Raw genomic sequence first — 24,483 nt, 5'->3', positions numbered from 1 at the left:
CCGCCGCCCCGGTCGGGGGCGCGGGCCCGCGCCCTATCCTGGAGCGAAGGACACATGCTCACAGAAGGGGACACGGGTGCCTGAGGGTCACACGCTGCACCGGCTGGCCGCACACTTCGAGAAGGCCTTCGGCGGTGGGACGGTGAGGGCCAGCAGCCCCCAGGGGCGCTTCGTCGAGGGCGCGGCGCGGATCGACGGCCGGGTCCTCACCGAGAGCGAGGCGCACGGAAAGCACCTGTTCCTGGGCTTCGACTCCGGAGAGTGGCTCCGTGTCCACCTGGGCCTCTACGGTGCCTGGTCCTTCGGCGACGCCGACGGCGAGCGCCACCTGGGCGCGCCCCGCGCCGAGGGAACCGCCCGCCTCGACCTGCGGCGCGATCCGGACGGCCACGTGGTCCCGCCGGAGCCGGTGGGCGCCGTCCGCGCGCGCCTGGTCAACTCCTCGGGCTGGGCGGACCTGCGCGGCGCCTCGGCGTGTGAGGTCATCACGGTGGAGGAGAAGCACGCCGTCCAGGACCGGCTCGGTCCGGACCCGCTGCGCCCCGACGCCGACCCCGAACGGGCCTGGCGCGTGGTGAGCCGGTCCCGCAGCAGCCTCGCGGTGCTCCTCATGCGCCAGGACGTCATCGCGGGCATCGGCAACATCTACCGGGCCGAGTCCCTCTTCCGCGCGGGGCTCGACCCCCTCACCCCCGGTCGTGAGCTCACCAGGGAGCGGTGGGAGGCCCTGTGGGACGACCTCGCCGCGCTCCTGCGGGACGGCGTCCGGGACGGGTACATCATCACCACGCGGCCGGAGGACCGGCCCGACCCCGAGGCGCTCCCGGTGCCCCGGCCCGACACGCTCTACGTCTGCTACCGGACCGGGGACCCCTGCCGCGTGTGCTCGTCGCCGGTCTCCGCCACCGAGCTGTCCGGGCGCACCCTGTACTGGTGCCCCGGCTGCCAGAGGTAGCCGCGGCCCCGGCCTTCCCGCTCCCGCACGTCCCGCCCCGCGCCCCGCACCCGCGCCGCCGCTCCGAAAACTCCTGGGGTGCCCGGTACCCCGGTGGGTACAATCCCGTGTCGATCGCTTAACCGGTTCAGCGAACCCGGTGCTCGGCACCCCCGGTCCACGACCGGGGTCGGGAGGAGAGAGGACGTGAGGGAGGCACTGTGGGTGCTCTGATGCGGAGACCGACGATCATGGACATCGCCCGCGCGGCGGGGGTGTCCAAGGGGGCGGTCTCGTACGCGCTCAACGGACGCCCCGGAGTCTCGGAGGAGACCCGGAGGCGCATCCTGGACATCGCCCACGACCTGGGGTGGGCGCCCAGCAAGGCGGCCCGGGCACTGGCCCCGGGTGGCCGGGTCGGCGCCGTCGGACTGGTGGTGGACCGGCCCGCCCGCTCGCTCGGCATCGAACCGTTCTTCATGCAACTGGTCTCGGGCGTCGAGACGGAGCTGGCCTCGGCCGGGGTGGACCTCCTGCTCCAGGTCACCGACGACGCCGGGGCGGAACTGGACGTGTACCGGCGCTGGGCCTCGGAGCGCCGGGTGGACGGCGTGGTCATGGTCGACCTGCGCGCGGACGACCCCCGCCCGGAGGCGGTGCGTTCCCTGGGCCTGCCCGCCGTGGTCCTCGGCGGGCCGGACGGCGTGGGCGGGCTGCCCTGCGTGTACAGCGACGACGGCGCCTCGGTCCGCGAGGTGGTCCACTACCTCGCGGCCCTGGGGCACCGGCGCGTCGCCCGGATCGCCGGCCCGGAGGTGTTCTTGCACACCCGGGTGCGCGGCGCGGCCTTCCAGGAGGCCGCGGCCGGGGCCGGGCTGGCCTCGGCGTACTCGGTGAACGCGGACTACACGGGGGAGGCGGGGACCCGGACCACGCGGCGCCTCCTGGCCTCCGCGGACCGGCCCACCGCCCTGGTCTACGACAACGACCTGATGGCGGTGGCCGGGCTCGGGGTGGCCGCCGAGATGGGTGTGGACGTGCCGGGTCAGCTGTCGATCGTGGCGTGGGACGACTCGGCGCTCTGCCGGCTGGTGCGTCCCTCACTGACCGCGATCAGCCGGGACGTGGTGGGTCACGGTCGCCAGGTCGCCGGGATGCTCGGCCGGGTCCTGGACGGCGAGCGGGTGGAGAGCGAGGAGTCCCCGGTGGGGGAGCTGCACCCTCGCGGGAGCACGGGCCCGCTGGTGGGAGAGCCCGAATCCGCTGTTACAAGCGGATAACACCGAAGTGTCGGGGATTGACGGGGTTCGCCGGTCCATGTTGTTGTTAACGTCACTTACCCGGTTCAGCAACGGTCCTTCGCTCCCTCTATTGGGAGCGCTCCCAGCCCTCCGCGACAGGATCGGCTTCCCCCCATACGAAGGGCCGACCGGGTGGAAGGAGGAGTCGAGATGAGATCTCTGAGGCTTCCCGCCGCTCTGGCGGCGCTGGTGCTGGTCGCCAGCGCGTGCTCGGGCGAGGGCGCAGGGGGCGACTCCGGGGGCTACCCCCGGAACGAGACGTTGTACACCGTGGGCACCCTGTGGGGTCCACCGGTCAACTGGAACCCGATCATGCGGGGGTCGTACACCATCGGCACCGTCGGGCTGGCCTACGAGCCGCTCTTCCACTACGACGCGGAGGAGGGCGAGTACGTCCCCTGGCTCGCGGAAAGCGACGAGTGGCCGGACCAGGAGACCCACGTCATCACCCTCCGCGACGGGATGACCTGGTCCGACGGGGAGCCGATCGTCGCCCAGGACGTGGTCACCACCCTGGAGATCGGCCAGATGGACGTCTCCTACAGCCACGTCTGGGACTACGTGGAGAGCGTCGAGGCCACCGGTGAACTGGAGGTCACGGTCAGCTTCTCGGACAGTCGGCCTCAGCAGTGGATGAACTGGGCCTACAGCCACGTCATCGTCCCGGACCACATCTGGGCCGACAAGAGCCAGGAAGAGATCACCGACAACCCCAACAGCGATCCGGTGGGCAGCGGTGCCTACACCTACGAGACGCACGGCGACGACCGGATGGTGTGGAAGCGCAACGACGACTGGTGGGGCACCGAGGTCCTCGGGCTGGAGATGAAGCCGACGTACATCGTCGACATCGTCGTCGAGTCCAACGAGGCGTCGATGAACCTGGTGCGCAGCGGGGACGTCGACATGTCGAACAACTTCCTGCCCGGGATCGACCAGGTCATCGACGGCGAGAACATCACCAGCTACTACGACGGCCCGCCCTACATGCAGTCCGCGAACACGGCGTGGCTGGTGCTCAACCACGAGCACGAGGCGCTGGGCGACGTCGAGTTCCGCAGGGCCCTGGCGCACTCCATCAACATGGACCAGATCATCGAGGGCCCCTACTCCAACCTGGTGGAGGGGGCCAACCCGACCGGCCTGCTGCCGCAGTGGGACGAGTACATCGACCACGACCTGGTGGATGAGAAGGGCTACACCTACAACCCCGACGAGGCGGTGGCCCTCCTCGAAGAAGCCGGATACCTGGACGAGGACGGCGACGGTTTCGTCGAAACCCCCGACGGCGAACCGATCTCCCTCACCCTGGAGGTCCCCTCGGGCTGGACCGACTGGATGGAGTCGGCCAGCGTCATCGCCGCCAACGCCCAGGAGGTGGGCATCAACATCGAAGCCGCGTACCCGGACTTCGACCTGCTCGTCAACAACCGCAACGAAGGCGACTTCGACATGGTGGTCAACAACGAGCGGCAGCTGAGCAACACGCCATGGACCTACTACGACTACCTCTTCCAGCTCCCGCTGCGTGAGCAGCAGACGACCGTCAACTTCGGGCGCTACGAGAACGAGGAGGTCTGGTCCCTGGTCCAGGAGCTCGCCGCTGTTCCCGCCGACGACACCGAAGGCGCCGCCGAGGTCTCCTCGCGGATCCAGGAGATCCAGCTGGACGAACTCCCCGCGATCCCGCTCTGGTACAACGGCCTCTGGTCACAGCAGAACAACTCCGTCTGGACCAACTGGCCCAGCGAGCAGGGCTACCACGGTTATGCCGCCATGTGGGACGGATGGTTCGAGATCGGCGCCATCCACACCCTCGCCGAGATCGAACTGGCCGAATAGCGCACCGGTGGAGCGCTCCCGCCACGGGAGCGCTCCACCCCCGCGCTCCATCCTTGGAGGACACCCGTGTGGCGTTACATGGGTCGCAAGCTGGGCTTCTACGGCCTCACCTTCGTGATCGCGGTCACCATCAACTGGATGATCCCGCGGTTCATGCCGGGTGACCCCGTACGCAGCATGCTCAACAGGGCGTCGATCTCCGACCCGGAGGCCCTGGAGCGAATGACCACCTACTACAACGAGGTCTTCGGTCTCGACACCCCGCTCCACCAGCAGTACTTCGCCTTCTGGTCAGGGCTCTTCCGGGGTGACCTGGGCGTCAGTGTGTGGCTCTACCCCGAGCCGGTCACCGACATCATCCTGCGTCACATCCCCTACACCCTGGGATTGTTGATCCCCGCCATCGTGCTGAGCTGGATCGTCGGGAACCACTTCGGCGCCTTCGCGGCGCGCGGCAAGGTCCTCGACAACACCCTGCTGCCGGTCGGCTACATCCTGACCGCCACGCCGTACATGTGGATGGCCCTGCTGCTGCTCTGGGCACTGGGTGTCGTGGGCGGCTTCTTCCCGACCGCCGGCGGATACGGCTTCGCGCTCACTCCCTCATGGTCGTGGCCGTTCTTCGTGAACCTGGTCAGCCACTGGTTCCTGCCGTTCCTGTCCATGTTCGTCGTGGGTCTGGGCGGCTGGGCGATCGGCATGCGCAACCTGATCATCTACGAACTGGAGGCGGAGTACTCCAACTACCTCCAGGCCCTGGGCGCGCCCCGCCGACTGATCCGCCGCTACGCGTTCCGCAACGCGATGCTGCCGCAGATCACCGGGCTGGCGGTCCAGCTGGGCACCATCATCGCCGGAGCGCTGCTCACCGAGATCGTGTTCACCTATCCGGGCCTGGGCACCCTGATCCTGCGCTCACTGAACAACAACGACCTGTTCCTCCTGCAAGGAATCTTCCTGTTCGTGGTCGTCGGTGTGCTGATCGCCAACTTCATCATCGACATCATCTACGTCCTGGTCGACCCGCGCACCCGCGTGCAGATGACAGGAGGCGCGTCATGAGCGCGATCCCCGGGGCTCCCGGAGCGGCCGACTCCGCTACCGCGCCCGAACCAGCAGCCGAGCGCAAGGTCTCCGAGACCCTGCACTTCGCCCGCCGCAACCCCAAGCTGCTCATCGGATCGAGCATCGTCCTCGCCCTCCTGCTGCTCGGCCTCATCGGCCCGCTCTTCGTCAGCGAGGGGCCCAACGTCTACATCGGCCCGCAGAACCAGCCCCCCAACTCCGAGTACTGGATGGGCACCACCTCGTTCGGCCAGGACATCTGGGCGCAGTTCGTCCACGGCCTGCGCTCCACGTTCGTCACCGGACTCCTCGGCGGCGGCATCGCCTTCGTCCTCGGCACGGCGATCGGTTTCGTCGCCGGGTACAAGGGCGGCATCGTCGACGAGATCCTCAACGTGCTCACCAACGTGGTGCTGGTGCTGCCGGCGCTCGTCGTGCTCATCGTCGCCGTCGCGTACCTGGACGTCCGAGGCCTGGTCGTACAGGCCCTGTTCATCGGTCTGACGTCCTGGCCCTGGGCTGCCCGGGCGGTCCGCTCACAGGCCCTGTCCCTGGCCACCCGCGACTACGTGGATCTGGCCCGGCTCAGCGGTCGCCGGACCTGGAAGATCATCACCACCGAGATCGCCCCCAACATGAGCTCCTACCTGGTCATGTCGTTCATCCTGCTCTTCGGCGGGGCCGTGCTCATCGCGGCCGGGCTCGACTTCATCGGTCTGGGGCCCACCGGTGGCGTCTCGCTGGGGCTCATGCTGGAGAGTTCGGTCCAGTGGAGCGCCCTCCAGCTCGGCATGTGGTGGTGGTTCGTCCCGCCCGGCGCGGGGATCACCCTGCTCGTCGGTTCGATGTACATCCTCAACGTCGGGTTGGACGAGGTCTTCAACCCCAAGCTGCGGGAGCTGTGATGACCCTGCGCGTCCAGGACCTGAAGGTCCACTACCAGACCCTGCGCGGGGACGTCCACGCCCTCGACGGGGTGAGCTTCGACCTCGCTGACGGGGAGATCATGGGCCTGGCCGGGGAGTCCGGCTGCGGCAAGACCACCCTCGGCAAGAGCCTGATCCGGCTGGACGGCCGGATGCGGCACGTGGACGGCACGATCGAGCTCGACGGGCGGGACGTGCCGGTCGCGGACGACCGCGCGATGAACCCGTTCCGGTACCACGAGATCTCGCTCATCCCGCAGTACGCGATGAGCGCGCTCAACCCGACCCGCAGGATCGGTCGGATGATCAACGAGCTGCTGCGCGCACGCGGCGTCCGCCCGGCGACGGTCGCGGAGGAGCTGAACCGCCGCCTGGAGCTCGTGGGCCTCGACCCCGACGTGCTCCAGCGGTTCCCCATCGAGCTGTCCGGCGGCATGAAGCAGCGCGTGGTCATGGTCATGGCCACCCTGCTCAACCCGTCCCTGCTCATCGCGGACGAGGCGACGTCGGCCCTGGACGTGTCCACCCAGCGCTCGGTGGTCGAGTCCATGGTGGAGTTCCGCGACCGCGGCTACGTCAAGAGCATGATCTTCGTGACCCACGACATCTCGCTCGTCTACCAGATGGCGGACACGGTCATGGTCATGTACGCGGGCCGGATCGCCGAGAAGGCCCCGGCGAGCACGATCATCAACGACCCTCGGCACCCCTACACCAAGATGCTCATCGGGGCGCTGCCCGAGGTCGGCACGACCACCGAGGACACCCGGCTGGAGGGCATCCCCGGCACCCCGCCCGGGCTGCTCAGGCCGCCCACGGGCTGCCGGTTCAAGGACCGTTGCCCCCTCGCCTCGGAGGAGTGCTCCGAGACTCCGCCGTTGGTGGAGATCGACCCCGGCCACTGGGCCGCCTGCTGGAAGACGGGGAGGTAGTGCCGTGCTGGAACTGAGCCACGTGCACAAGGTGTACCGGGTGGGCGCGTTCGGCGGCGCGCGGCTGCGCGCGGTGCGCGACGTCAGTCTGACCGTGGAACCCGGCAAGGTGGTCTCGCTGATCGGGGAGAGCGGCAGCGGCAAGAGCACGATCGGCAAGATGGTGCTGGGCCTGACCGGGGTGAGCGCCGGAAGCATCGTCTTCGACGGTCAGGACGTCTCGCGCATTCGCGGGTTCTCCGCCAGGAAGGAGTACTACCGCAGGGTGCAGGGCGTCTTCCAGGACCCGTTCAGCTCCTTCAACCCGATCTTCAAAGCCGACCGCGTCTTCGCGATGATCCGCTCCTCCTACTTCCCCGGGATGTCGGACGCGGACTGGAAACAGAGGGTGCTGGACGTGATCGGCACGGTCCGGCTCGATCCGGACAACGTGCTGAACAAGTACCCGCACCAGCTCAGCGGAGGGCAGTTGCAGAGGTTGCTCATCGCGCGGGCACTCCTGCTGGACATCAGGTTGTTGGTGGCGGACGAGATCATCAGCATGCTGGACGCCTCCACACGCATCGACGTGCTCAACCTGCTCGTCGATCTCAAGGAGCGCGGCCTGGGCATCCTGTTCGTCACCCACGACCTGTCCCTGGGCAACTACGTCAGCGACCGGTCGGTGATCCTGCGCAAGGGCGCGATCGCGGAGATGGGACCCACCCGCAGGGTGTTCGAGAACCCCCTGCACCCCTACAGCCGCCACCTGCTCTCGTGCGTTCCCCAGATGCACCGCACCTGGGCCGAGGTGGACGCGGAGCTGGCCGCGAATCCGCCCGAGGACGTGGATCTGCCCACCGTCGCCGAGGGCGACGACTCCGCACCGCTGGTCGAGATCGAGGAGAACCACTTCGTCGGCATCGACCAGGGCTGACCCCGGGGCGGGTCCGCACCGGGTCAGTACAGGGCCCGCCCCGGCCACCAGTACCGGCAGTGACGAGTACCGAGCAGTACCCGAGCAGTAGTGAGAGAGAGCGCGTATGACCTCCTGGTTCGACCTGGGCGAGGGCTGGACCCTGACGGCGGTGCCACACGAGGGCGTGCTGCCGGACCCGGCCGCCGCGCTGGGAGAGATCCCGGCCACCGTGCCCGGCTGTGTCCACACGGACCTGCTCGGCCGGGGCCTGATCGAGGACCCCTACCTCGACGACAACGAGGACCGGCTGGGCTGGATCGGCCGGACCGACTGGAGGTACACGCGCACCCTGGAGGGCCTCCTCCCCGCCGTGGGCGCGGCCGAACGCGTGGACCTGGTCTGCGAGGGCCTTGACACCGTCGCCGCGCTCCGGGTGGGCGGCCGGGAGGTCGGGCGGACCGCCAACATGCACCGCTCGTACCGCTTCGACGTCACCCGGGCGCTGGCCGAGGGCGGGCCGGCCCCCGCCCTGGAGGTGGAGTTCGCCTCCCCCTACCGGTACGCGGAGGCCAACCGGCAGCGCATGGGACCCCTCCCCGGCGCCTATGACGAGCCCTACCAGTACATCCGGAAGATGGCCTGCAACTTCGGGTGGGACTGGGGCCCGACCGTGGTCACCTCCGGCGTCTGGCGGCCGATCCGGCTGCACGCGTGGTCCACGGCACGGCTGGCCACGGTGCGGCCCCTCGTGTCGGTCTCCGAGGACGGCTCGCTGGGCCGGGTCAGCGCGCACGTGGAGGTGGAACGGACCGGGCCCGGCACGGACCTTCCCCTCACGCTCACGGCGACGGTCGCGGGAGCCACCGCGGCCGTCACCCTCGCCCCCGGGCAGACGGAGGCCGTACTGGACCTCGTGGTGGCCGAACCCGCGCTCTGGTGGCCGCGGGGCCACGGCGCCCAGCCCCTGCACGACCTGGTGGTGGAGCTCGCCGGAGCCGGGCCGGACACCCCCCGGCTCGACACGTGGGAACGGCGGATCGGGTTCCGGAACGTGGCGGTGCGCAGCGAACCCGACCGCGCGGGAGCGGGCTTCGCCGTCCGGGTCAACGGCCGCGACGTCCTGGTGCGGGGCGCCAACTGGATCCCCGACGACGCCTTCCCCAGCCGGATCGGCCGGGACCGGTACCGGGAACGGATCGACCAGGCCCGCGACGCCGGGATCAACCTGCTGCGGGTGTGGGGTGGCGGCGCGTACGAGTCCGAGGACTTCTACGAACTCTGCTCCGAGCGCGGGATCCTCGTCTGGCAGGACTTCCTCTTCGCCTGCGCGGCCTACCCCGAGGACGAGCCGCTGGCCTCCGAGGTCGAGGCGGAGGCGCGCGAGGCGGTCGTACGGCTGTCCCCGCACGCCAGCCTGGCGGTGTGGTGCGGCAACAACGAGAACATCTGGGGCCACGAGGACTGGGGGTGGAAGGACCGGTTGGGTGACCGCGCCTGGGGCGCCGGGTACTACCTGGACCTGCTCCCGCGCGTGGTCGCCGAACTCGACCCCACCCGCCCCTACTGGCCGGGCAGCCCCTACTCCGAGGGCGAGGGGGTCCACCCCAACGCCGCCGCGCACGGCACCATGCACCTCTGGGACGTGTGGAACCAGGAGGACTACACCGTCTACCGCGACCACCGGCCCCGGTTCGCCGCCGAGTTCGGGTACCAGGCGCCGCCCGCCCACGCCACCCTGCGGTCCGCCGTGACGGACGACCCGCTCACCCCGACCTCACCGGGGGTGCTGCACCACCAGAAGGCCGACGACGGCAACGGCAAGCTCGCCCGCGGGCTGGCCGCGCACTTCGGCGACCGCGAGTGGGGGTTCGACGACTGGCACTACCTCACCCAGGTCAACCAGGCGCGTGCCCTCACGGTGGGGATCGAGCACTTCCGGTCGACCTGGCCGTACTGCACCGGCACGGTGATGTGGCAGCTCAACGACTGCTGGCCGGTCACGTCGTGGGCGGCGGTGGACGGCGCGGGGCGCCGCAAGCCCCTGTGGTACGCGCTGCGGCGCGTGTACGCGGACCGGGTGGCCACCGTCCAGCCCACCGCCGCCGGTCTGGCGGTGGTCCTGGGCAACGACACCGACGAGGAGTGGGTCACCGAGGTGACCCTCGCCCGCCGGGACACCGGGACCGGGCGGGCGGTGGCCGCCTCCGCGCACGAGGTCCGGGTGGCGCCGCGCGGGGCGCTGCGCGTTCCGGTGCCCGCCGGGGTCGCGGAGCCGGGGGACCCCGCCCGCGAGGTGCTCACCGTCGACGGGGCGGGGGAGCGGGCGTGGTGGTTCTTCTCCCGTGATCTCGACCTGGAGTACCGAAAGCCGGAATTCGAGGCGGAAACGCGGGTGGACGGTTCCGATTTGCGGGTGACGGTGCGCGCCCGCGTGCTCCTGAGGGATCTGGTCCTGAACGTCGACCGACTCGACCCCGGAGCGAGCGCGGACAGCGCTCTGGTGACGCTGCTGCCCGGCGAGTCGCACACCTTCACGGTGTCGGGCGGTGCGGCCCTGGACCCGGCGGCGGTGACGGCGCCACCCGTTCTGAGGTGCGTCAACGACGCGCTGGTGAACCCCGGGTGACGCTCTCGTGACACTCCGGTGTCCGCCTCAGGGATCACACGCGTTCCCCGCCCGGCCCGTCGGTATTCCTCGGCGGGCCGTGCGGGTTGCCACACCGAAAACCCTCGCGAGCTGGCGAGGCTGTGGTACGTTCATTGGAGATTGTTAGTCGTTGAATTTCGCAGTTGGTGTCTTGCCCGCGGAGTTTGTGACCGGCGGGCGGTTTCTCATGGAGTCGGCTCGCGGCAATTTTCGGGCGTGTGAGTATGCGTCCGTGTACACCGAGCTGAAGGAGAAAACATGGCTCAGGGAACTGTGAAGTGGTTCAACGGCGAGAAGGGCTTCGGCTTCATCTCCCCCGACGACGGTGGCCCCGACGCCTTCGTTCACTACAGCGCCATCCAGGGCACGGGCTTCCGTAACCTGGAGGAGAACCAGCGCGTGGAGTTCGAGATCGTCGCTGGCACCCGCGGCCCGCAGGCCGAGAACGTCGTCGCGATCTAAGACCGCATAGACGTAGCGATGTCGCCCCTCGCGGGCGTGAACGTCGCTGAACGCCCCCGGAGTGAGTCCATCACTCCGGGGGCGTTCGCATGTCCGGGGTCCGTGTGACCACCCGTGGTCCGGCGGTGATCCGGAACCGCACGTGAGGGAGCCCGGGACCGTCACCGACGGTCCCGGGCTCCCGGTGTGCGCGCGGAGGCCTCCTCGTGGGGTTCAGGGCCTCCGGCGGGCGCTCAGGCCTCCAGGACGGCGCGGGTGCGCTCGCGGACGTCCGGGGTGTCCAGGCCCCGCACGGTGACCGTGGTCCGGCGGCGCAGGGCGTCGTCGACGGTCACCGCCCACTCGCGGTCGCGGGCGAAGACCACCTGCGCCCACACGTCCGGGCCGTCCGGGTGGATGCGCTCGCCCAGTTCGGGCTGGTCGCGCACCAGCCCGGCGATGTCCAGGGCCAGGCTCCCGTAGTGCGACGCCAGGTGGCGGGCGACCAGGGGGTCCAGGCGGGTGCCGGGGTCCCGGTCGATGATCAGGCGCTGGGCGACCGCGTCCGGGCTGGCCAGACCGGGCAGCGGCACGGTTCGCAGCGGGTCGGCCATGTCCTCGGCCAGCGGTACCGCCGACACCCTGCGCAGCTCCTCCAGGACGGTCCGGCCGATGTGCCGGTAGGTCGTCCACTTGCCCCCGGCCACCGAGAGCATGCCGCCGCGCCCCTGGGTGACGACGGTCTCGCGCTTGGCGGAGCTGGTGCCCCCGGGGCCTCCCGGCAGCACGCGCAGACCCGCGAACGAGTAGGTCATGCGGTCCCGGTCGAGGTAGGAGGAGTCGATGCCCAGCGCCGCTTCGCCGAGGATCTGGTCGACGTCGGAGGGGACCACGCCCACCTCGGCGGGATCGCCCTCGTAGGCCTCGTCCGTGGTGCCCAGGAGCAGGTGGTCCTCCCACGGGATCGCGAACGACACCCGGTACTTGTCCACCGGGATGGTGAGCGCGGCCCGCCACGGATCCGGGGTGCGCAGCACCAGGTGGGCGCCCTTGGACAGGCGCACGCTGGGCGAGGCGGCGGCGTCCTCCATGCGACGCAGGTGGTCGACCCAGGGGCCGGTGGCGTTGAGGACCAGCCGCGCGTCGATGCCGAAGTCGTCGCCGTCCACGCGGTCGTGCAGGTCCGCGCCGGTGACACGGCCGCGCGTGGTCCGCAGCCCGCGGACCTCGGCGTGGTTGAGCACCACGGCGCCGGCGTCCACGGCGGCGCGCACGGTCATCACCGCCATGCGGCTGTCGTTCATCTGGTGGTCGCTGTAGGCGGCCACCGACTTGAGCCCTTCGGTGCGCAGGCCGGGCGCCAGGCGCTTGGCCTGGAGCGGGGAGAGCAGGCGGCCCACGCCGTCACCGAAGGCGGACAGCGCGGAGTAGAGGAAGACGCCCGCGCCCATCTTGGCGGCGCCGTGCGGTCCCCCGGAGTAGACGGGGACGAGGAAGGGGCGGTGGTTGACCAGGTGCGGGGCCACGTCGGAGGCGAGCGAACGCCGTTCCTTGTGGTTCTCCGCGACCAGGCGCACGTTGCCGGTCTGGAGGTAGCGCAGACCGCCGTGCACGAGCTTGGACGAGGCGCTGGAGGTGGCCCCGGCGAAGTCCCCCGCGTCGACCATGGCCACGCGCAGGCCCGCCTGGGTGGCGGTCCAGGCGACGGAGGTGCCGAGGATCCCACCGCCGATGACGAGGAGGTCGAAGGTGCCCCGGGTGAGTTCGTCGCGCGTACGACCTCGGTGGGTGCTGGCGTCGCTGCGGTGGGCGCTGGCGGTCATGGCTGGTGCTCCGTCCGTTGGGGAGGGGGGCGTTACCGCACGTACCTGAACGGGCTCCACGTTTCAGGTGGGTGTCGTACGCATAATACGACAATGCCGAACGATGCCGTCGATCGGCGTCACGGTTGCCGGGATCCGTCGGGGAAGTGTGGGCCCGTGGGCGTGTCGCATGTGCCTGGTGTGACTCTGGGGGATCGGACGGTCGCTTGTTGTCCGCTGGGGTTCGGCATTGTCGAACTCTGATAGGGGTGTCGGGGTGGACGCCCGGCACGGGCGGCGCCGGGGGCGGAGGGGTGTCGGGCATGTCGCCCCAAGGTGGGACAGGAGCGGTTTCCTCGTCCAGGAAGCTGGAATCCAGAGTTGGAGAAGTCGATATCCCGATTCCTCAATCAAGATGGATGTCTGGACTTCGAGTTCCCCGGATTGTCCAGCTTGGGAGGCATCTCCGGTCCTACGATGAACCCCATCATGGCCACTAGGTACTCACCCACGATCCGGCGGCGCCGGCTCTCCGCCGAACTGCGGCGGGTGCGGCTCGCCGCCCGCAAGACCAGCGAAGAGGCCGCGGCGGCGGCCGGCCTGTCCAAGTCCACCTACTCCAACATCGAGTCCGGGGTCAAGAAACGGCCCAGCGTCCCGGAGATCAGGGCGATCCTGGACGCCTGCCAGGTGCTCCGGGGCAGAGAGTTCGACGAGATCCTCGACCTGTGCCGCCAGTCCCTCGAACGCGGCTGGTGGTCCCGGTACCGCGACGTGCTCGCGGCCAGGTTCGTCGGCTTCGAGACCGAGGCGACGCGCATCACCTCCTGGCAGCCCGTCGTGATCCCGGGCCTGCTCCAGGTCCCGGAGTACATGAGGGTCGCCGCCCAGGCGTGTCTGGCCAACCCCCAGGAGATCCGCCGGGACATCGACGCCCGGATGACCCGCCAACGCATCCTGGAGGACCAGGACCCTCCCGAGCTGTACGCGATCTTCGACGAGGGCGCCCTGCTGCGCCTGCACGACCATCCCGAGGTCCGTCGATCCCAGGTCAAACACATCCTGGAGATGGCCCAGCGGCCCAACGTCACCGTGCAGATGACCCGGGCGGCCAAGCTCAACCCCGGGGCCGGGGGCTCCTGCGTGATCCTGGAGTTCCCGCACGCCATCGATCCCACGGTGGTCTACCTGGAGACGGCCACGGACGGCATCTACCTGGAGGAGCCCGACGAGGTCGCCCGCTACCAGCAGCTGGTCAACCACCTCAGACTGGTGGCGCTGCGGCCCGGGGAGACCCTCGACTACCTGGAGGAGGTCCACCTGAGCACGTGAGACACCCCGCGAACGCCGGAGGGCGCCCGGCCGCGCCGGGCGCCCCCAACGAGCGCGGGTCCCGCCTCCGGTTCAGGTTCCGAAGCCGGTCAGGTGCCAGATCCAGGCACCGATCACACCGCCGACGAGCGGACCGACCACCGGGATCCAGGCGTACCCCCAGTCGGACGAGCCCTTGCCCGGGATGGGCAGCAGCGCGTGCGCGATGCGGGGGCCCAGGTCACGGGCCGGGTTGATGGCGTACCCGGTCGGGCCACCGAGCGACAGGCCGATCGCGAACACCAGCAGACCCACCAGCAGCGGGGCCAGGCCGTGCGCGAACAGGGCGGACAGGTCGGCGTCGCCCTTGGTGACCGAACCCTCGTTGCCGCCGATCCCGAGGATGCCCAGCACCAGCATCGCGGTACCGATGACCTCGGTGGTGAGGTTGGCGACCGGGTTGCGCACCCCGGGCGCGGTGCTGAAGACGCCCAGTTTGGCCTCGGGGTCGTCGGTGATCCTCCAGTGCGCGAAGTACGCGAGGAAGACCAGGCAGGCACCGGCGATGGCGCCGAGCATCTGGGACACGATGTAGCCGGGCACCAGCGCCCAGCCGAACTCACCGATGCTGGCCAGGCCGAGCGTGACCGCGGGGTTGATGTGGGCGCCGGAGACGGTGCCGACGACGTAGACGGCCATGGCGACCGCCATGCCCCAGCCGAACGTCACCACGATCCAGCCCGCGGCGAGGGCCTTGGAGCGGGCGAGTGAGACACCGGCGACGACACCGCCGCCGAGCAGGATCAGGATGGCCGTACCGACGAACTCCGCCAGGTACACCGACATGTTTTCCATGGAGACCTCCGCCCCGTGCGGGGCTGCCGAGATGGATGAGCGGGACACCTCCCGGTGCCCCGGGTCCGCGCTCCGGGGCACCGGGAGGAGCCGCGGGGGCGCGTTCGTCACGCGGGCCGGGAGCGGCCGTGTGCCCGGCCCGCCCCCGTCGGCCCGGTGCTACCTGGCGTCCTCGTGTTCCACCCAGTCCAGGGTGCGCCGCACGGCCTTGTTCCAGTTGTGGTACTCGCGCTCACGGACCGCGGGCTCCATCCGCGGGTTCCACTCGGCGGCCTTGTGCCAGTTGGCGCGCAGGGTCTCGATGTCGGGCCAGTAGCCCACGGCGAGCCCGGCGGCGTAGGCGGCGCCCAGACACGTGGTTTCCGCGACCATCGGGCGCACGACCTCGGCGTCGAGCACGTCGGACAGGATCTGCATGAGCAGGTTGTCCGCGGTCATGCCGCCGTCGACCTTCAGGGTGGTGAGGTCGATCTGGGAGTCGGCGTTCATGGCGTCGACGACCTCGCGGGTCTGCCAGGCCGAGGCCTCCAGGACCGCGCGGGCGATGTGCCCCTTGTTGACGTAGCCGGTCAGACCGGCGATCACGCCCCGGGCGTCGCTGCGCCAGTGCGGGGCGAACAGGCCGGAGAAGGCCGGGACGACGTAGCAGCCGCCGTTGTCGTCCACGGTGCGCGCGAGCGTCTCGATCTCCGGGGCGGAGGAGATCAGGCCCAGGTTGTCACGGAGCCACTGCACCAGGGAGCCGGTGACCGCGATGGAACCTTCGAGGGCGTAGACGGCGGGAGCGTCGCCGATCTTGTAGCCCAGCGTGGTGAGCAGGCCGTTGTTCGAGGTCACGGGCTCGGTTCCGGTGTTCATCACCAGGAACGTGCCGGTGCCGTAGGTGCCCTTGACGTCGCCCGGGTCGAAGCAGGTCTGACCGAACAGCGCGGCGTGCTGGTCGCCCAGCGACGAGGCCACGGGGGTGCCCGCGAGGTAGCCGGTGGACTCGCCGTAGACCTCCGAGGAGGACCGGATCTCGGGCAGCAGGCTGGCGGGGATCCGCATGGCCTCCAGGACGTCGGTGTCCCAGTCCAGGGTGGCCAGGTTCATCAGCATGGTGCGGCTGGCGTTGGTCACGTCCGTGACGTGGCGTCCGGTCAGCTTCCAGATGAGCCAGGTGTCCATCGTGCCGAAGAGCAGTTCGCCGCGCTCGGCCCGCTCGCGGACACCGTCCACGTTGTCCAGCAGCCAGCGGATCTTGGGCCCGGAGAAGTAGGTGGCGAGCGGGAGTCCGCACTTGGGGCGGAACCGGTCCTGGCCCTCGTCGGCGGCGAGCTCGCGCACGATGTCGTCGGTGCGGGTGTCCTGCCAGACGATGGCGTTGTAGACCGGCTCGCCGGTCGCCCGGTCCCAGATCAGGGTGGTCTCACGCTGGTTGGTGATGCCGATGGCGGCGATCTGGTCCGGCGTGATGTCGCTCTTGCGCAGCGACTCCTGGACCACGGCCTCGACGTTGGTCCAGATCTCCAGGGCGTCGTGCTCCACCCAACCCGGTCTCGGGAAGATCTGCCGGTGCTCTCTCTGGTCGACCGAGACGATGCGTCCGTCCCGGTCGAAGAGGATGCAGCGACTCGACGTGGTGCCCTGGTCGATCGCGGCGACGTACTGCTGACTCATCGGTGCTCGCCTTCAGGTGGACGGCTCTGGAACGGGGTGGGAAACGGTGTGATCGGCGGTGCTCACCGAACGATGTACGACATTGACGTATGAATAGGCGTTAGTTTCAACCGTCTTTCCTTCCCATGTCAAGGCCGTGTGACGCAATCGTGTTGCGTGGATCACGCGGTCGGGCGGACACTGTCTCAGGACGGACACGGACACGGAAAGCACCACTCCGGGGCCTGACCCGAAGTGGGGCGAAGCGGTGACCGCCTTTGGTCCGGCCGTTGCCCGGCGGGGTATGGGAAGGCGTGTGAAGGGACCCGGCCGCCCGGGGGCCGAGCGCCGGGAAGGACGAGCGGGGCGGGCAACTCAGGGAGTGAGCCCCGGCTCAGTAGGGTGTGACACCCAACTCACGGGAGATGGCGCGGGCGGCGTCGCGCACGTAGGAGACCTGCTCCATGTCGGGTTTGCCGTCCTCGCCGCGCAGGCGCTCGACGGCGCCGCGCACCCCGATCGCCCCGACGGTGACCCCGCGCCGGTCGCGGATGGGTGCGGCGATGGACACCTCGCCGTCCACCAGCTCCTCGGCCTCCCAGCCCCAGACGTTGTCGCGGATCTCCGACAGCTGGGCCTCCAGCGCGGCCATCGAGGACACGGTGTGGCGGGTGAAGGAGGTGAGTTCCACCGGGGAGTCGGTCTCCACGGCGGAGACCTCCTCCGGTACGGCCAGGGGGTCGAAGGCCATCAGGACCTTGCCGAGGGCGCTCGCGTGCAGCGGCAGCAGGGTGCCCACGTCCAGGGTCTGCCGGGAGGAGTCCGGGCGGAAGACGTGGTGCACCACCAGGACCTGGTGCTTGTGGAGGGTGCCGATGCGCACGCTCTCACCGCTGCGCGATGCCAGGGTGTCGGCCCAGTTCAGCGCGCGGGTGCGGAGTTCGTTGCCGTCCAGGTAGCGGGTGCCGAGGCTGAGCATCCCGCCGCCCAGGCGGTAGCGGCCCGACTCGGGGTCCTGCTCCACGAAGCCCACGTGCTGGAGGGTGCGCAGGATGCCCAGAGCGGTGCCCTTGGGCAGTTCCAGGGATCGCGAGACCTCCGCCAGGCTCAGTCCGCGGGCGCCACTGGCCAGGAGCCGGAGGATCGCGGCGGCGCGTTCGATGGACTGGATTCTTCCCGGCATTGCGGTGCTACCACTCTCTAGTACGACAATGTCATACGCCCGATGCTACTACGCGATGTGATGCGCAACACCTGTCGGCGCCCCGGGTTCGCGCGCGATCGGCCAAGTCTACCGACGGGCCACCTCGCTGACCTGCGGTCGGTTCACCTCAGACGGTCGCGACCGCGCGGACGATCGCCTGCGCCGCTTCCTCGACGTCGCTGTCGGTGATCTCCTGGCGCAGCACCAGCCGTACCCGGGACCCTCCGCCGAGCGCCCGGACCCCCTCGGCGGCGAGGGCCTCCAGGTACCGTCCGGCGCTGCCTTCGGGGGTGGTGACCAGCACCATGTTGGTCCGGGCGTCCACCGTCAGCTCCGGCAGGTCCGCCAGGAGCTCGGCCAGCCGGGCCGCGCGCGCGTGGTCCTCGACCAGCCGCTCCCGGTGGTGGCGCAGCGCGTGCAGGGCACCCGCCGCGATGATCCCCGCCTGGCGCATGCCCGCGCCCAGGAGCTTACGGCTGCGCCTGGCCCGCCGGACCGTGTCGGCGTCACCGACCAGCGCCGAGCCCACCGGCGCACCCAGACCCTTGGAGAAGCAGACCGAGACCGTGTCGAAGCCCGCGGCCACGTCGGCGGGGGAGATCCCGAGATGGGCGGCGGCGTTCCACAGCCGGGCGCCGTCCAGGTGGGCCCGCAGGCCGTGCGCGTGCGCGAAGTCCGTCACCCGGCGCTGTTCGGCCAGGGGGACCACCTGACCCGAGAAGGTGTTCTCCAGCCACACCAGGGCGGGGTCGGCCCGGTGCACGTCACCGACGCCCGCGCTCCACGACTCCAGCAGCTCCCGGGAGGGGAACGGGTCGCCCGAGTACAGTCGCGGCAGCGCGCGGGCCAGCACCACCGTGGCGCCCTGCTCGTCGCCGATGAGGTGGTGGTGCTCGTGCGCCCACACCTCCTCGCCGCTGCGGGTGGACACGTACAGGCCGAGCTGGTTGGCCATGTGCCCGGAGGGGACGTACAGCGCCGCCTCCCGGCCCAGCAGGGCGGCGGTCTCCTCCTCCAGCGCGCGCACGGTGGGGTCCTCGCCGAACACGTCGTCACCCACCTCGGCCTCGGCCATGGCCCGGCGCATCGCGGGGGTCGGGCTGGTCAGGGTGTCGGAACGCAGGTCGATCACGGGTACTCCTCGGCGTGGGGTGCCCCACGACGATACTGCGCGGCCCCTCCGGAATCCGGGCCGCCCCGGACGGGGGCTTGCGTCTCAAGTGGCTTGAGGCGCCACAGTGATCCCCATGAACGACGAGGAGCTCTACACCATCGGAGACGCCGCACGGCGCAGCGGCCTGAGCGTCAGCGCCGTCCGGTACTACGCGGAGGCCGGGATCGTCCGGCCCACGGCCCTGAACGAGGCGGGGCACCGGATGTACGACGTCGACGCCATCGCCGCGCTGGAACTGGTCCGCACGCTGCGCGAGCTGGACACCGACCTCAGGGAGATCCGGAGGCTCCTCTCCGGTGACACGACCCTGCACGGCGTGCTCGTGACCCACCTGGAGGTCGTCGAGCGGCAGGAGCGCACCCTCCGGTCCAGGAGGGCGGTGCTCACGGCCCTGATCAGGGAGGGAGGAGAGGCTGAGCGGGTCGACCTGATGCACCAGCTGGTGACGATGACCGACGAGGAGCGGGAGCGGACCATCGACGACTTCTGGAACGACGTCGCGGAGGGGCTCGACGTGCCCGACGGGTTCGTCGACCGGTTGCGCGCCATGCGTCCGGTCCTGCCCGAGGAGCCCACCGCCGCGCAGCTGGAGGCCTGGATCACCCTGGCCGACCTGGTGTCGGACCAGGAGTTCCGCGACGCGGTCCGCGTCCACCTCCGGGAGACCTACGCCGCGCCGGAGGCGCGGACGATAGCCACCGAGCCGTTCCAGGACTTCATCCACGACAGCGGGACGCCCCTCATGGAGGACCTCCTCGCCGCCCACCGTGCGGGGGAGTCCCCCCGGTCGGCGCGTGCGGAGGCCACCGTCACACGGTTCATGGAGGCGGCGGTCGCCCTCTCCGGGGAGAGGCTCACCCCGGAGGTCCGCGACCGGATGGCCGACGGGTTCCGCCGGATCCCCGACCTCGTGCGCCGGATGGCGGAGGAGGACGCGGTCTCCGAGGAGCCCGGCTACGACGGCACCCACGGCCGGTACCTGTCCCTGGTGGCCGTGATCAACGGTGTCCCCGAGGACCACGACGACGACCCGGCCGTCTACGTCTGGATCGCGGACGCCATGAGCGCGGCGGCTGTCGCCTCCTGAGTCCGGAACCCCGCCGGGGTGTGCGCGTGGGGGGGGGCTGGAGGAGGCCTGCCTCAGGCCTCTTCGAGCAGCGTCAGGTAGGCGTCCGCGTCGTGCAGGGCGTGCAGCCGGTACCAGGCGTCGAGGGCGCGCGGGCTGAGCAGGTCGAGCCGGGCCAGGACCGCCCGGGCGAACTCGACCGGGGCGGTTCCCCCCGCGGTGACCAGGTCCACGTCGGTGACGGCCAGCTGCTCGCGGTAGCGTCCGGCGCCCGCGTACCCGGTGCCCAGGAGGTAGTCGGGGGCCGAGCTGGTGTGGTCGCGGTGGTCGAGCACGCCCTCCCGGGCCAGTCCGGCCGTCGCGCCGCCGATCGCCGCCACGGGGACGCCGGCGTCGAGGAGGATGCCCGCCGCCGAGGCCATGGGCGCCAGGGACTCCGGCTCGGTGTCCCAGTCGGGTGAGCCCGACAGGAGGAACATCGCGCTGGTCGAGGGTTTGAGCTGGGGGAGTGTGACGTCGGGGAGCACGGTGAGCCCGCCCGCCGTGGTCACCGGGGCCCCGGTGAGCCCCACGGTGACGACCGGGAGGCTGCCGGTCCGGTGGGGACCGATGCCCTCCCGCGCCTGCGCGACGGTGTGGCCGTAGTGCCAGTCGGCCATGCGGTCGTAAACGGCGAGGTGCAGAGAGGGGGTGGGCTCAGCGCTCATGGCATGAGGTTGGGGTCTGGGTGGCCGGGTGTCAATTCACGCACACCGTGGACGTCGCATCGGCCGCACGGATCACCTGGTTTGTCCGTCGGTGCCGTGAAGATTCCGGTCCGGTTTCGCCCGGGTCACGCCGCTCGCGGGGGCTCCGATCCAGTGCGTGTGGCCTGGGTCACAGTCACAAAATCTCAAGCCGGTGTTCACAGATGCTCACAAATGGTATTACCATTCTCGGAGCCTGGTCCAAGAGCAGGTCAAGGGCGTGTCCCCACACGGCCAAGCCCCACCGTCCCGTCCACCGGAAGGCTCCGTCATGGAGAGCTTCGTACCCGTCTACGGCACGGGTCCCCTCCTCGGGATCGCGGCGGGCGCCATCGCGCTCCTGCTGTTCCTGATCATCCGCTTCAAGATGCACGCGTTCGTCGCCCTGGTCCTGGTCAGCGTGGTCACCGCACTGGCCGCGGGCATCCCGGTCGACGGAGTGGTCCCCACCCTCCTCGACGGCTTCGGCGGCACGCTCGCCAACGTCGCGCTCCTCGTGGGCCTGGGCGTGATGATCGGCCGCATGCTGGAGGTGACCGGCGGCGCCGCCGTCCTGGCCAGCGCCCTCATCAAGCTGTTCGGTGAGAAGCGCGCCCCGATGGCCCTCGGCGTGGCCTCCCTGCTCTTCGGCTTCCCGATCTTCTTCGACGTCGGCCTCATCGTCATGCTGCCGATCGTCTTCAGCGTGGCCCGCCGCGTGGGCGGTTCGGTGCTGATCTACGCCCTGCCCACGGCCGGTGCCTTCGCGGTCATGCACGCCTTCGTACCGCCGCACCCCGGCCCCGTCACGGCCGCCGTGGAGATCGGCGCGGACATGGGCCTGACCCTCCTCGTCGGCGTGGTCCTGGCCATCCCCACCTGGTACCTGGCCAGCTACCTGTTCGGCCTGTGGGCGGGCAAGCGCTTCGAGATCCCGGTCCCCGACGACATCATGTCCAACGGCGACGTCACCCACGAGAACCCGCCGCGCCTGGGCACGGTGCTCAGCATCCTCCTGCTGCCGATGCTGCTCATCTTCGGCAACACCGGCACCGCCACCCTCGCCGCTACCGGAGCCGTCCCGGCGGACTCCTTCTGGGTGCAGGCGCTCCGGCTGCTCGGGGAGACGCCCATCGCCCTGCTCATCACCGTGCTCTACGCGATGGTGGTCCTCAGCCAGGGGCGCTTCACCCGCCAGAGGGTCGAGGAGATCGTCGGCGGCGCGCTCGGTCCGGTCTGCGGGATCATCCTCATCACCGGCGCGGGCGGCATGTTCGGCGGCGTCCTGCGCACCAGCGGCATCGGTGACGCCCTCGCCGGAAGCCTGGAGTCCACGGGGATGCCGGTCATCGTCGCGGCCTTCGTCATCGCCCTCGCCCTGCGCGTCGCCCAGGGTTCGGCCACCGTCGCCATCACCACGGCCGCCGGGCTGATCGCCCCGGCCGTGCAGGCGACCTCCGGGCTCAGCTCCATCGACCTGGCCCTGATCGTCATCGCGATCGCCTCCGGCGCGACCGCGCTGTCCCACGTCAACGACTCCGGGTTCTGGCTGGTCGGCCGTTTCCTGGGGATGGACGTGAAGACGACGCTCAGGACCTGGACGGTCATGGAGACCCTGATCGGGTTCATCGGCTTCGGTTTCGCCTTCGCCCTGTACCTGGTCCTGTAGGACCTCAGCAGCCGGGGGCGTCGTCCCTGAGGGCGTCCGCGACCTCGGTGACGATCGCCCTCATGGCGGCCTCGGCCACGTCGGGCAGACCGTCCCGGACGGCCCTCGCCACGGTCATGTGCAGGCGCAGGGCCTCCGGGCGGGGGTTGTGCGGCATCAGGTCGTAGGAGGTCCGGGCGACCAGCACCTCCGTCACCACCTCGGCCAGACCGGAGAGCATCTCGTTGCCGGACAGTTCCAGGATACGGCGGTGGAAGGCGATGTCGAGTTCCATGAAGGTGGTGAGCTCGCCCGCCTGTCCGGTGAGGGTCATCCGCTCGGCCACCGCCTCCAGCTGGGCCCGCTCGTCGGCGGGCCCGCGCTCGGCGGCCAGGGCGGCCGCACCGGGTTCCACGGCGGCCCGGAGCTCGTTGAGGGACCGCAGCTGCTCCATCCGGCCGGAACCGGCCAGGCGCCAGCGGATCAGCTGGGGGTCGAAGACGCTCCAGTCCCGTTGGGGGCGGACCCGGATACCCGTCCGGGGTCGGCTCACGACGAGTCCCATGGACTCCAGGACCCGGACCGCCTCGCGGGCGACCGTCCGGGACACGCCGAAGTCGCCCTCCAGGCCCTGGAGGGTGAAGGCGTGGCCGGGGGCGTACTCGCCGGCGGCGATCGCCGGACCGAGCACCGCCAGCACCCGGTTGTGCAGCGTTCGGTGCTCGGTGGTCATCTCGGCCCTCGGAATCTCCTGTGACGCTTTCAGTGTCAGGGAGCAGCCTAGCCGGATTGATTGATATCACTATTGGTGGCGGCGTCGCGCACGGGCGGCGGGCCAAGACTCGGAGAGAGCATGCATTTCGTGTTCATGGGAGTGTCCGGCAGCGGCAAGACCAGTGTCGCGGAGCGGATCGCCGCGCGCCTGGAGTTGCCCTTCGCGGAGGCCGACGCCTTCCACCCGCAGGCCAACATCAGCAAGATGTCGGCCGGTGTGCCGCTGACCGACGAGGACCGGTGGCCCTGGCTCGCCGAGCTCGCCGACTGGATCGCCGCGCACGAGGTGCTGGGCGAGTCCACCGTGATGGCCTGCTCCGCGCTCCGGCGTTCCTACCGGGACGTCCTCCGCGCCGGCGCGCCCGGCGTGCGCTTCGTCCACATGCACGGAACGGAGGAGGTCATCTGGGAGCGGATCGAGGCGCGTGAGGACCACTTCATGCCGCCCGCGCTCCTGCGCTCCCAGCTGGAGACCCTGGAACGCCTGGGCCCGGACGAGGAGGGGCTGGAGCTCGACGTGCGCGGGAACCTCGACGAGCTCAGTCGACAGGCCCTGGACTACGTGGCGGAACAGACACGCCTCTCCCGACAGTAGAGGGACACTCCGTCACGGAGTGGGCACCGGGTGTGCGGGGATTTCGCTCCACTTGTGTAGTACGCCCCGGCGCGCGACCCTGGTCGTCATGCACGACACCCAGACGTCCCCCGTATCCTCCGACCCCCGGCCCTTCAGCGTGCTTCCGGCCCCCCGGCGGAGCCTGCTCGCCCCGGGTCGCCCCGGTGTGCGGCCCCCGCAGGACGTTCGGCAGACCTGTGTCCTGATGTTCGTCACGGCCGCCGTGTTCGCGGGGCTGGCCTACCAGTCCTGGGCGACCCTGGACGCGGGCGCGCCCGCCCCGGTCGTCCGCGAACTGTGGGTGCAGGTGGTCCTGGCGTCCCTGGTCACCCTGGGGCTGGTCGCGCTGGCGTTGCCGGTGCGCCGCGCCGGTCACGTCCTGTGGCGTGCCGCCCAGTTCGGCGCGCTGGTCGCCCTCGGCGTGGCCGTCTCCGCGCTCAACTCGGCGGCCCGGCTCGCGGACACGCCCCTGCTGCTGGTCGCCCTGCTGGTGGCCCTCTTCGCCATCGTCACCAACATCGCCCTGTGGAGTACCAGCGTCCGCCGCTGGTGCTCCTCCTAGCACCCGTTCGCGCGGTGGTCCGGTGCCCCGGCCGTTCGAGCGGGGCACGCCCCTCCGTCCGCGTCGGAAATCTACGCCGTAAAGCCGTGCGTTCCTCTCCGCGCTTGGGGAATCGTTCACGG

At 70.4% G+C, this 24,483-nt stretch carries 21 protein-coding genes; 14 read left to right on the top strand and 7 right to left on the bottom strand.

Annotated features, from left to right (window positions below; all coding sequences use genetic code 11):
- Positions 1 to 76 precede the first annotated feature (76 nt).
- The 9 genes from ACFW3L_RS21350 (at position 77) to ACFW3L_RS21310 (ending at position 11,007) form a co-directional block, all read left to right on the top strand.
- Positions 77 to 955, top strand: a complete 879-nt coding sequence (locus tag ACFW3L_RS21350; RefSeq protein ID WP_378743155.1) for an Fpg/Nei family DNA glycosylase — start codon at positions 77 to 79, stop codon at positions 953 to 955.
- Between the two features lie 212 nt (positions 956 to 1,167).
- Entirely contained in the window at positions 1,168 to 2,214 is a 1,047-nt protein-coding gene (locus tag ACFW3L_RS21345) for a LacI family DNA-binding transcriptional regulator (protein WP_378743153.1), read from the top strand.
- Positions 2,215 to 2,385: 171 nt separating this feature from the next.
- Entirely contained in the window at positions 2,386 to 4,077 is a 1,692-nt protein-coding gene (locus ACFW3L_RS21340; RefSeq protein WP_378743151.1) for an ABC transporter substrate-binding protein, read from the top strand.
- 66 nt (positions 4,078 to 4,143) lie between these two features.
- Positions 4,144 to 5,139, top strand: a complete 996-nt coding sequence (locus ACFW3L_RS21335) for an ABC transporter permease (protein ID WP_378743149.1) — start codon at positions 4,144 to 4,146, stop codon at positions 5,137 to 5,139.
- A complete protein-coding gene (locus ACFW3L_RS21330) occupies positions 5,136 to 6,047 on the top strand; it encodes an ABC transporter permease (protein ID WP_378743146.1) in 912 nt (303 codons plus the stop codon). The genes ACFW3L_RS21335 and ACFW3L_RS21330 overlap by 4 nt, the downstream gene beginning before the upstream one ends.
- Complete coding sequence (locus ACFW3L_RS21325) at positions 6,047 to 7,000, top strand: ABC transporter ATP-binding protein (RefSeq protein ID WP_378743144.1); 954 nt, start codon at positions 6,047 to 6,049, stop codon at positions 6,998 to 7,000. Before ACFW3L_RS21330 ends, ACFW3L_RS21325 begins: the two co-directional genes overlap by 1 nt.
- Before the next feature lie 4 nt (positions 7,001 to 7,004).
- Positions 7,005 to 7,916, top strand: a complete 912-nt coding sequence (locus ACFW3L_RS21320; RefSeq protein ID WP_352388517.1) for an ABC transporter ATP-binding protein — start codon at positions 7,005 to 7,007, stop codon at positions 7,914 to 7,916.
- Between the two features lie 106 nt (positions 7,917 to 8,022).
- A complete protein-coding gene (locus ACFW3L_RS21315) occupies positions 8,023 to 10,524 on the top strand; it encodes a glycoside hydrolase family 2 protein (RefSeq protein WP_378743142.1) in 2,502 nt (833 codons plus the stop codon).
- A 279-nt stretch (positions 10,525 to 10,803) separates the two neighbouring features.
- Positions 10,804 to 11,007: a cold-shock protein gene (locus ACFW3L_RS21310; RefSeq protein WP_014912876.1), complete on the top strand. Its 204-nt coding sequence runs from the start codon at positions 10,804 to 10,806 to the stop codon at positions 11,005 to 11,007.
- A 233-nt stretch (positions 11,008 to 11,240) separates the two neighbouring features.
- On the opposite strand, the gene ACFW3L_RS21305 is transcribed toward ACFW3L_RS21310, so the two are convergent.
- Positions 11,241 to 12,809, bottom strand: a complete 1,569-nt coding sequence (locus tag ACFW3L_RS21305; RefSeq protein ID WP_378743140.1) for an FAD-dependent oxidoreductase — start codon at positions 12,807 to 12,809, stop codon at positions 11,241 to 11,243.
- Between the two features lie 456 nt (positions 12,810 to 13,265).
- On the opposite strand from ACFW3L_RS21305, the gene ACFW3L_RS21300 reads away from it, so the two are divergent.
- Positions 13,266 to 14,120, top strand: a complete 855-nt coding sequence (locus ACFW3L_RS21300) for a helix-turn-helix domain-containing protein (protein ID WP_378743138.1) — start codon at positions 13,266 to 13,268, stop codon at positions 14,118 to 14,120.
- 72 nt (positions 14,121 to 14,192) lie between these two features.
- Here the strand turns inward: ACFW3L_RS21300 and ACFW3L_RS21295 are convergent, their stop codons facing one another.
- The 4 genes from ACFW3L_RS21295 to ACFW3L_RS21280 form a co-directional block, all read right to left on the bottom strand.
- Complete coding sequence (locus ACFW3L_RS21295) at positions 14,193 to 14,954, bottom strand: MIP/aquaporin family protein (RefSeq protein ID WP_378743136.1); 762 nt, start codon at positions 14,952 to 14,954, stop codon at positions 14,193 to 14,195.
- Positions 14,955 to 15,113: 159 nt separating this feature from the next.
- Entirely contained in the window at positions 15,114 to 16,613 is a 1,500-nt protein-coding gene (gene glpK, locus ACFW3L_RS21290) for a glycerol kinase GlpK (protein ID WP_378743134.1), read from the bottom strand.
- A gap of 373 nt (positions 16,614 to 16,986) precedes the next feature.
- Complete coding sequence (locus ACFW3L_RS21285) at positions 16,987 to 17,775, bottom strand: IclR family transcriptional regulator (RefSeq protein ID WP_378743132.1); 789 nt, start codon at positions 17,773 to 17,775, stop codon at positions 16,987 to 16,989.
- Between the two features lie 148 nt (positions 17,776 to 17,923).
- Positions 17,924 to 18,928, bottom strand: coding sequence for a threonine aldolase family protein (locus tag ACFW3L_RS21280; RefSeq protein ID WP_378743130.1), 1,005 nt, complete (start codon positions 18,926 to 18,928; stop codon positions 17,924 to 17,926).
- A 115-nt stretch (positions 18,929 to 19,043) separates the two neighbouring features.
- On the opposite strand from ACFW3L_RS21280, the gene ACFW3L_RS21275 reads away from it, so the two are divergent.
- Entirely contained in the window at positions 19,044 to 20,057 is a 1,014-nt protein-coding gene (locus ACFW3L_RS21275) for a MerR family transcriptional regulator (RefSeq protein WP_378743128.1), read from the top strand.
- 53 nt (positions 20,058 to 20,110) lie between these two features.
- Here ACFW3L_RS21275 and ACFW3L_RS21270 read toward each other — a convergent pair whose 3' ends face one another.
- A complete protein-coding gene (locus ACFW3L_RS21270; protein WP_378743126.1) occupies positions 20,111 to 20,743 on the bottom strand; it encodes a DJ-1/PfpI family protein in 633 nt (210 codons plus the stop codon).
- A 310-nt stretch (positions 20,744 to 21,053) separates the two neighbouring features.
- Here ACFW3L_RS21270 and ACFW3L_RS21265 point away from each other — a divergent pair, with 310 nt between their 5' ends.
- Complete coding sequence (locus tag ACFW3L_RS21265; protein ID WP_378743124.1) at positions 21,054 to 22,430, top strand: GntP family permease; 1,377 nt, start codon at positions 21,054 to 21,056, stop codon at positions 22,428 to 22,430.
- Positions 22,431 to 22,434: 4 nt separating this feature from the next.
- Here the strand turns inward: ACFW3L_RS21265 and ACFW3L_RS21260 are convergent, their stop codons facing one another.
- The gene (locus tag ACFW3L_RS21260; RefSeq protein WP_378743122.1) at positions 22,435 to 23,142 is read right to left on the bottom strand and encodes a FadR/GntR family transcriptional regulator; all 708 of its coding nucleotides are present in this window, start codon (positions 23,140 to 23,142) and stop codon (positions 22,435 to 22,437) included.
- A 120-nt stretch (positions 23,143 to 23,262) separates the two neighbouring features.
- On the opposite strand from ACFW3L_RS21260, the gene ACFW3L_RS21255 reads away from it, so the two are divergent.
- On the top strand, positions 23,263 to 23,778 hold the full coding sequence (locus ACFW3L_RS21255) for a gluconokinase (RefSeq protein ID WP_378743120.1): 516 nt from the start codon (positions 23,263 to 23,265) through the stop codon (positions 23,776 to 23,778).
- A gap of 88 nt (positions 23,779 to 23,866) precedes the next feature.
- Positions 23,867 to 24,361, top strand: a complete 495-nt coding sequence (locus ACFW3L_RS21250) for a hypothetical protein (RefSeq protein WP_378743118.1) — start codon at positions 23,867 to 23,869, stop codon at positions 24,359 to 24,361.
- Positions 24,362 to 24,483: the final 122 nt, after the last annotated feature.

This window comes from Nocardiopsis sp. NPDC058789 (genome assembly GCF_042745575.1).
Taxonomy (GTDB): Bacteria; Actinomycetota; Actinomycetes; order Streptosporangiales; family Streptosporangiaceae; genus Nocardiopsis; species Nocardiopsis eucommiae.
The sequence above is the reverse complement of the archived record's forward strand: the minus strand, read 5'-3'. Positions and strand labels throughout refer to the sequence as shown.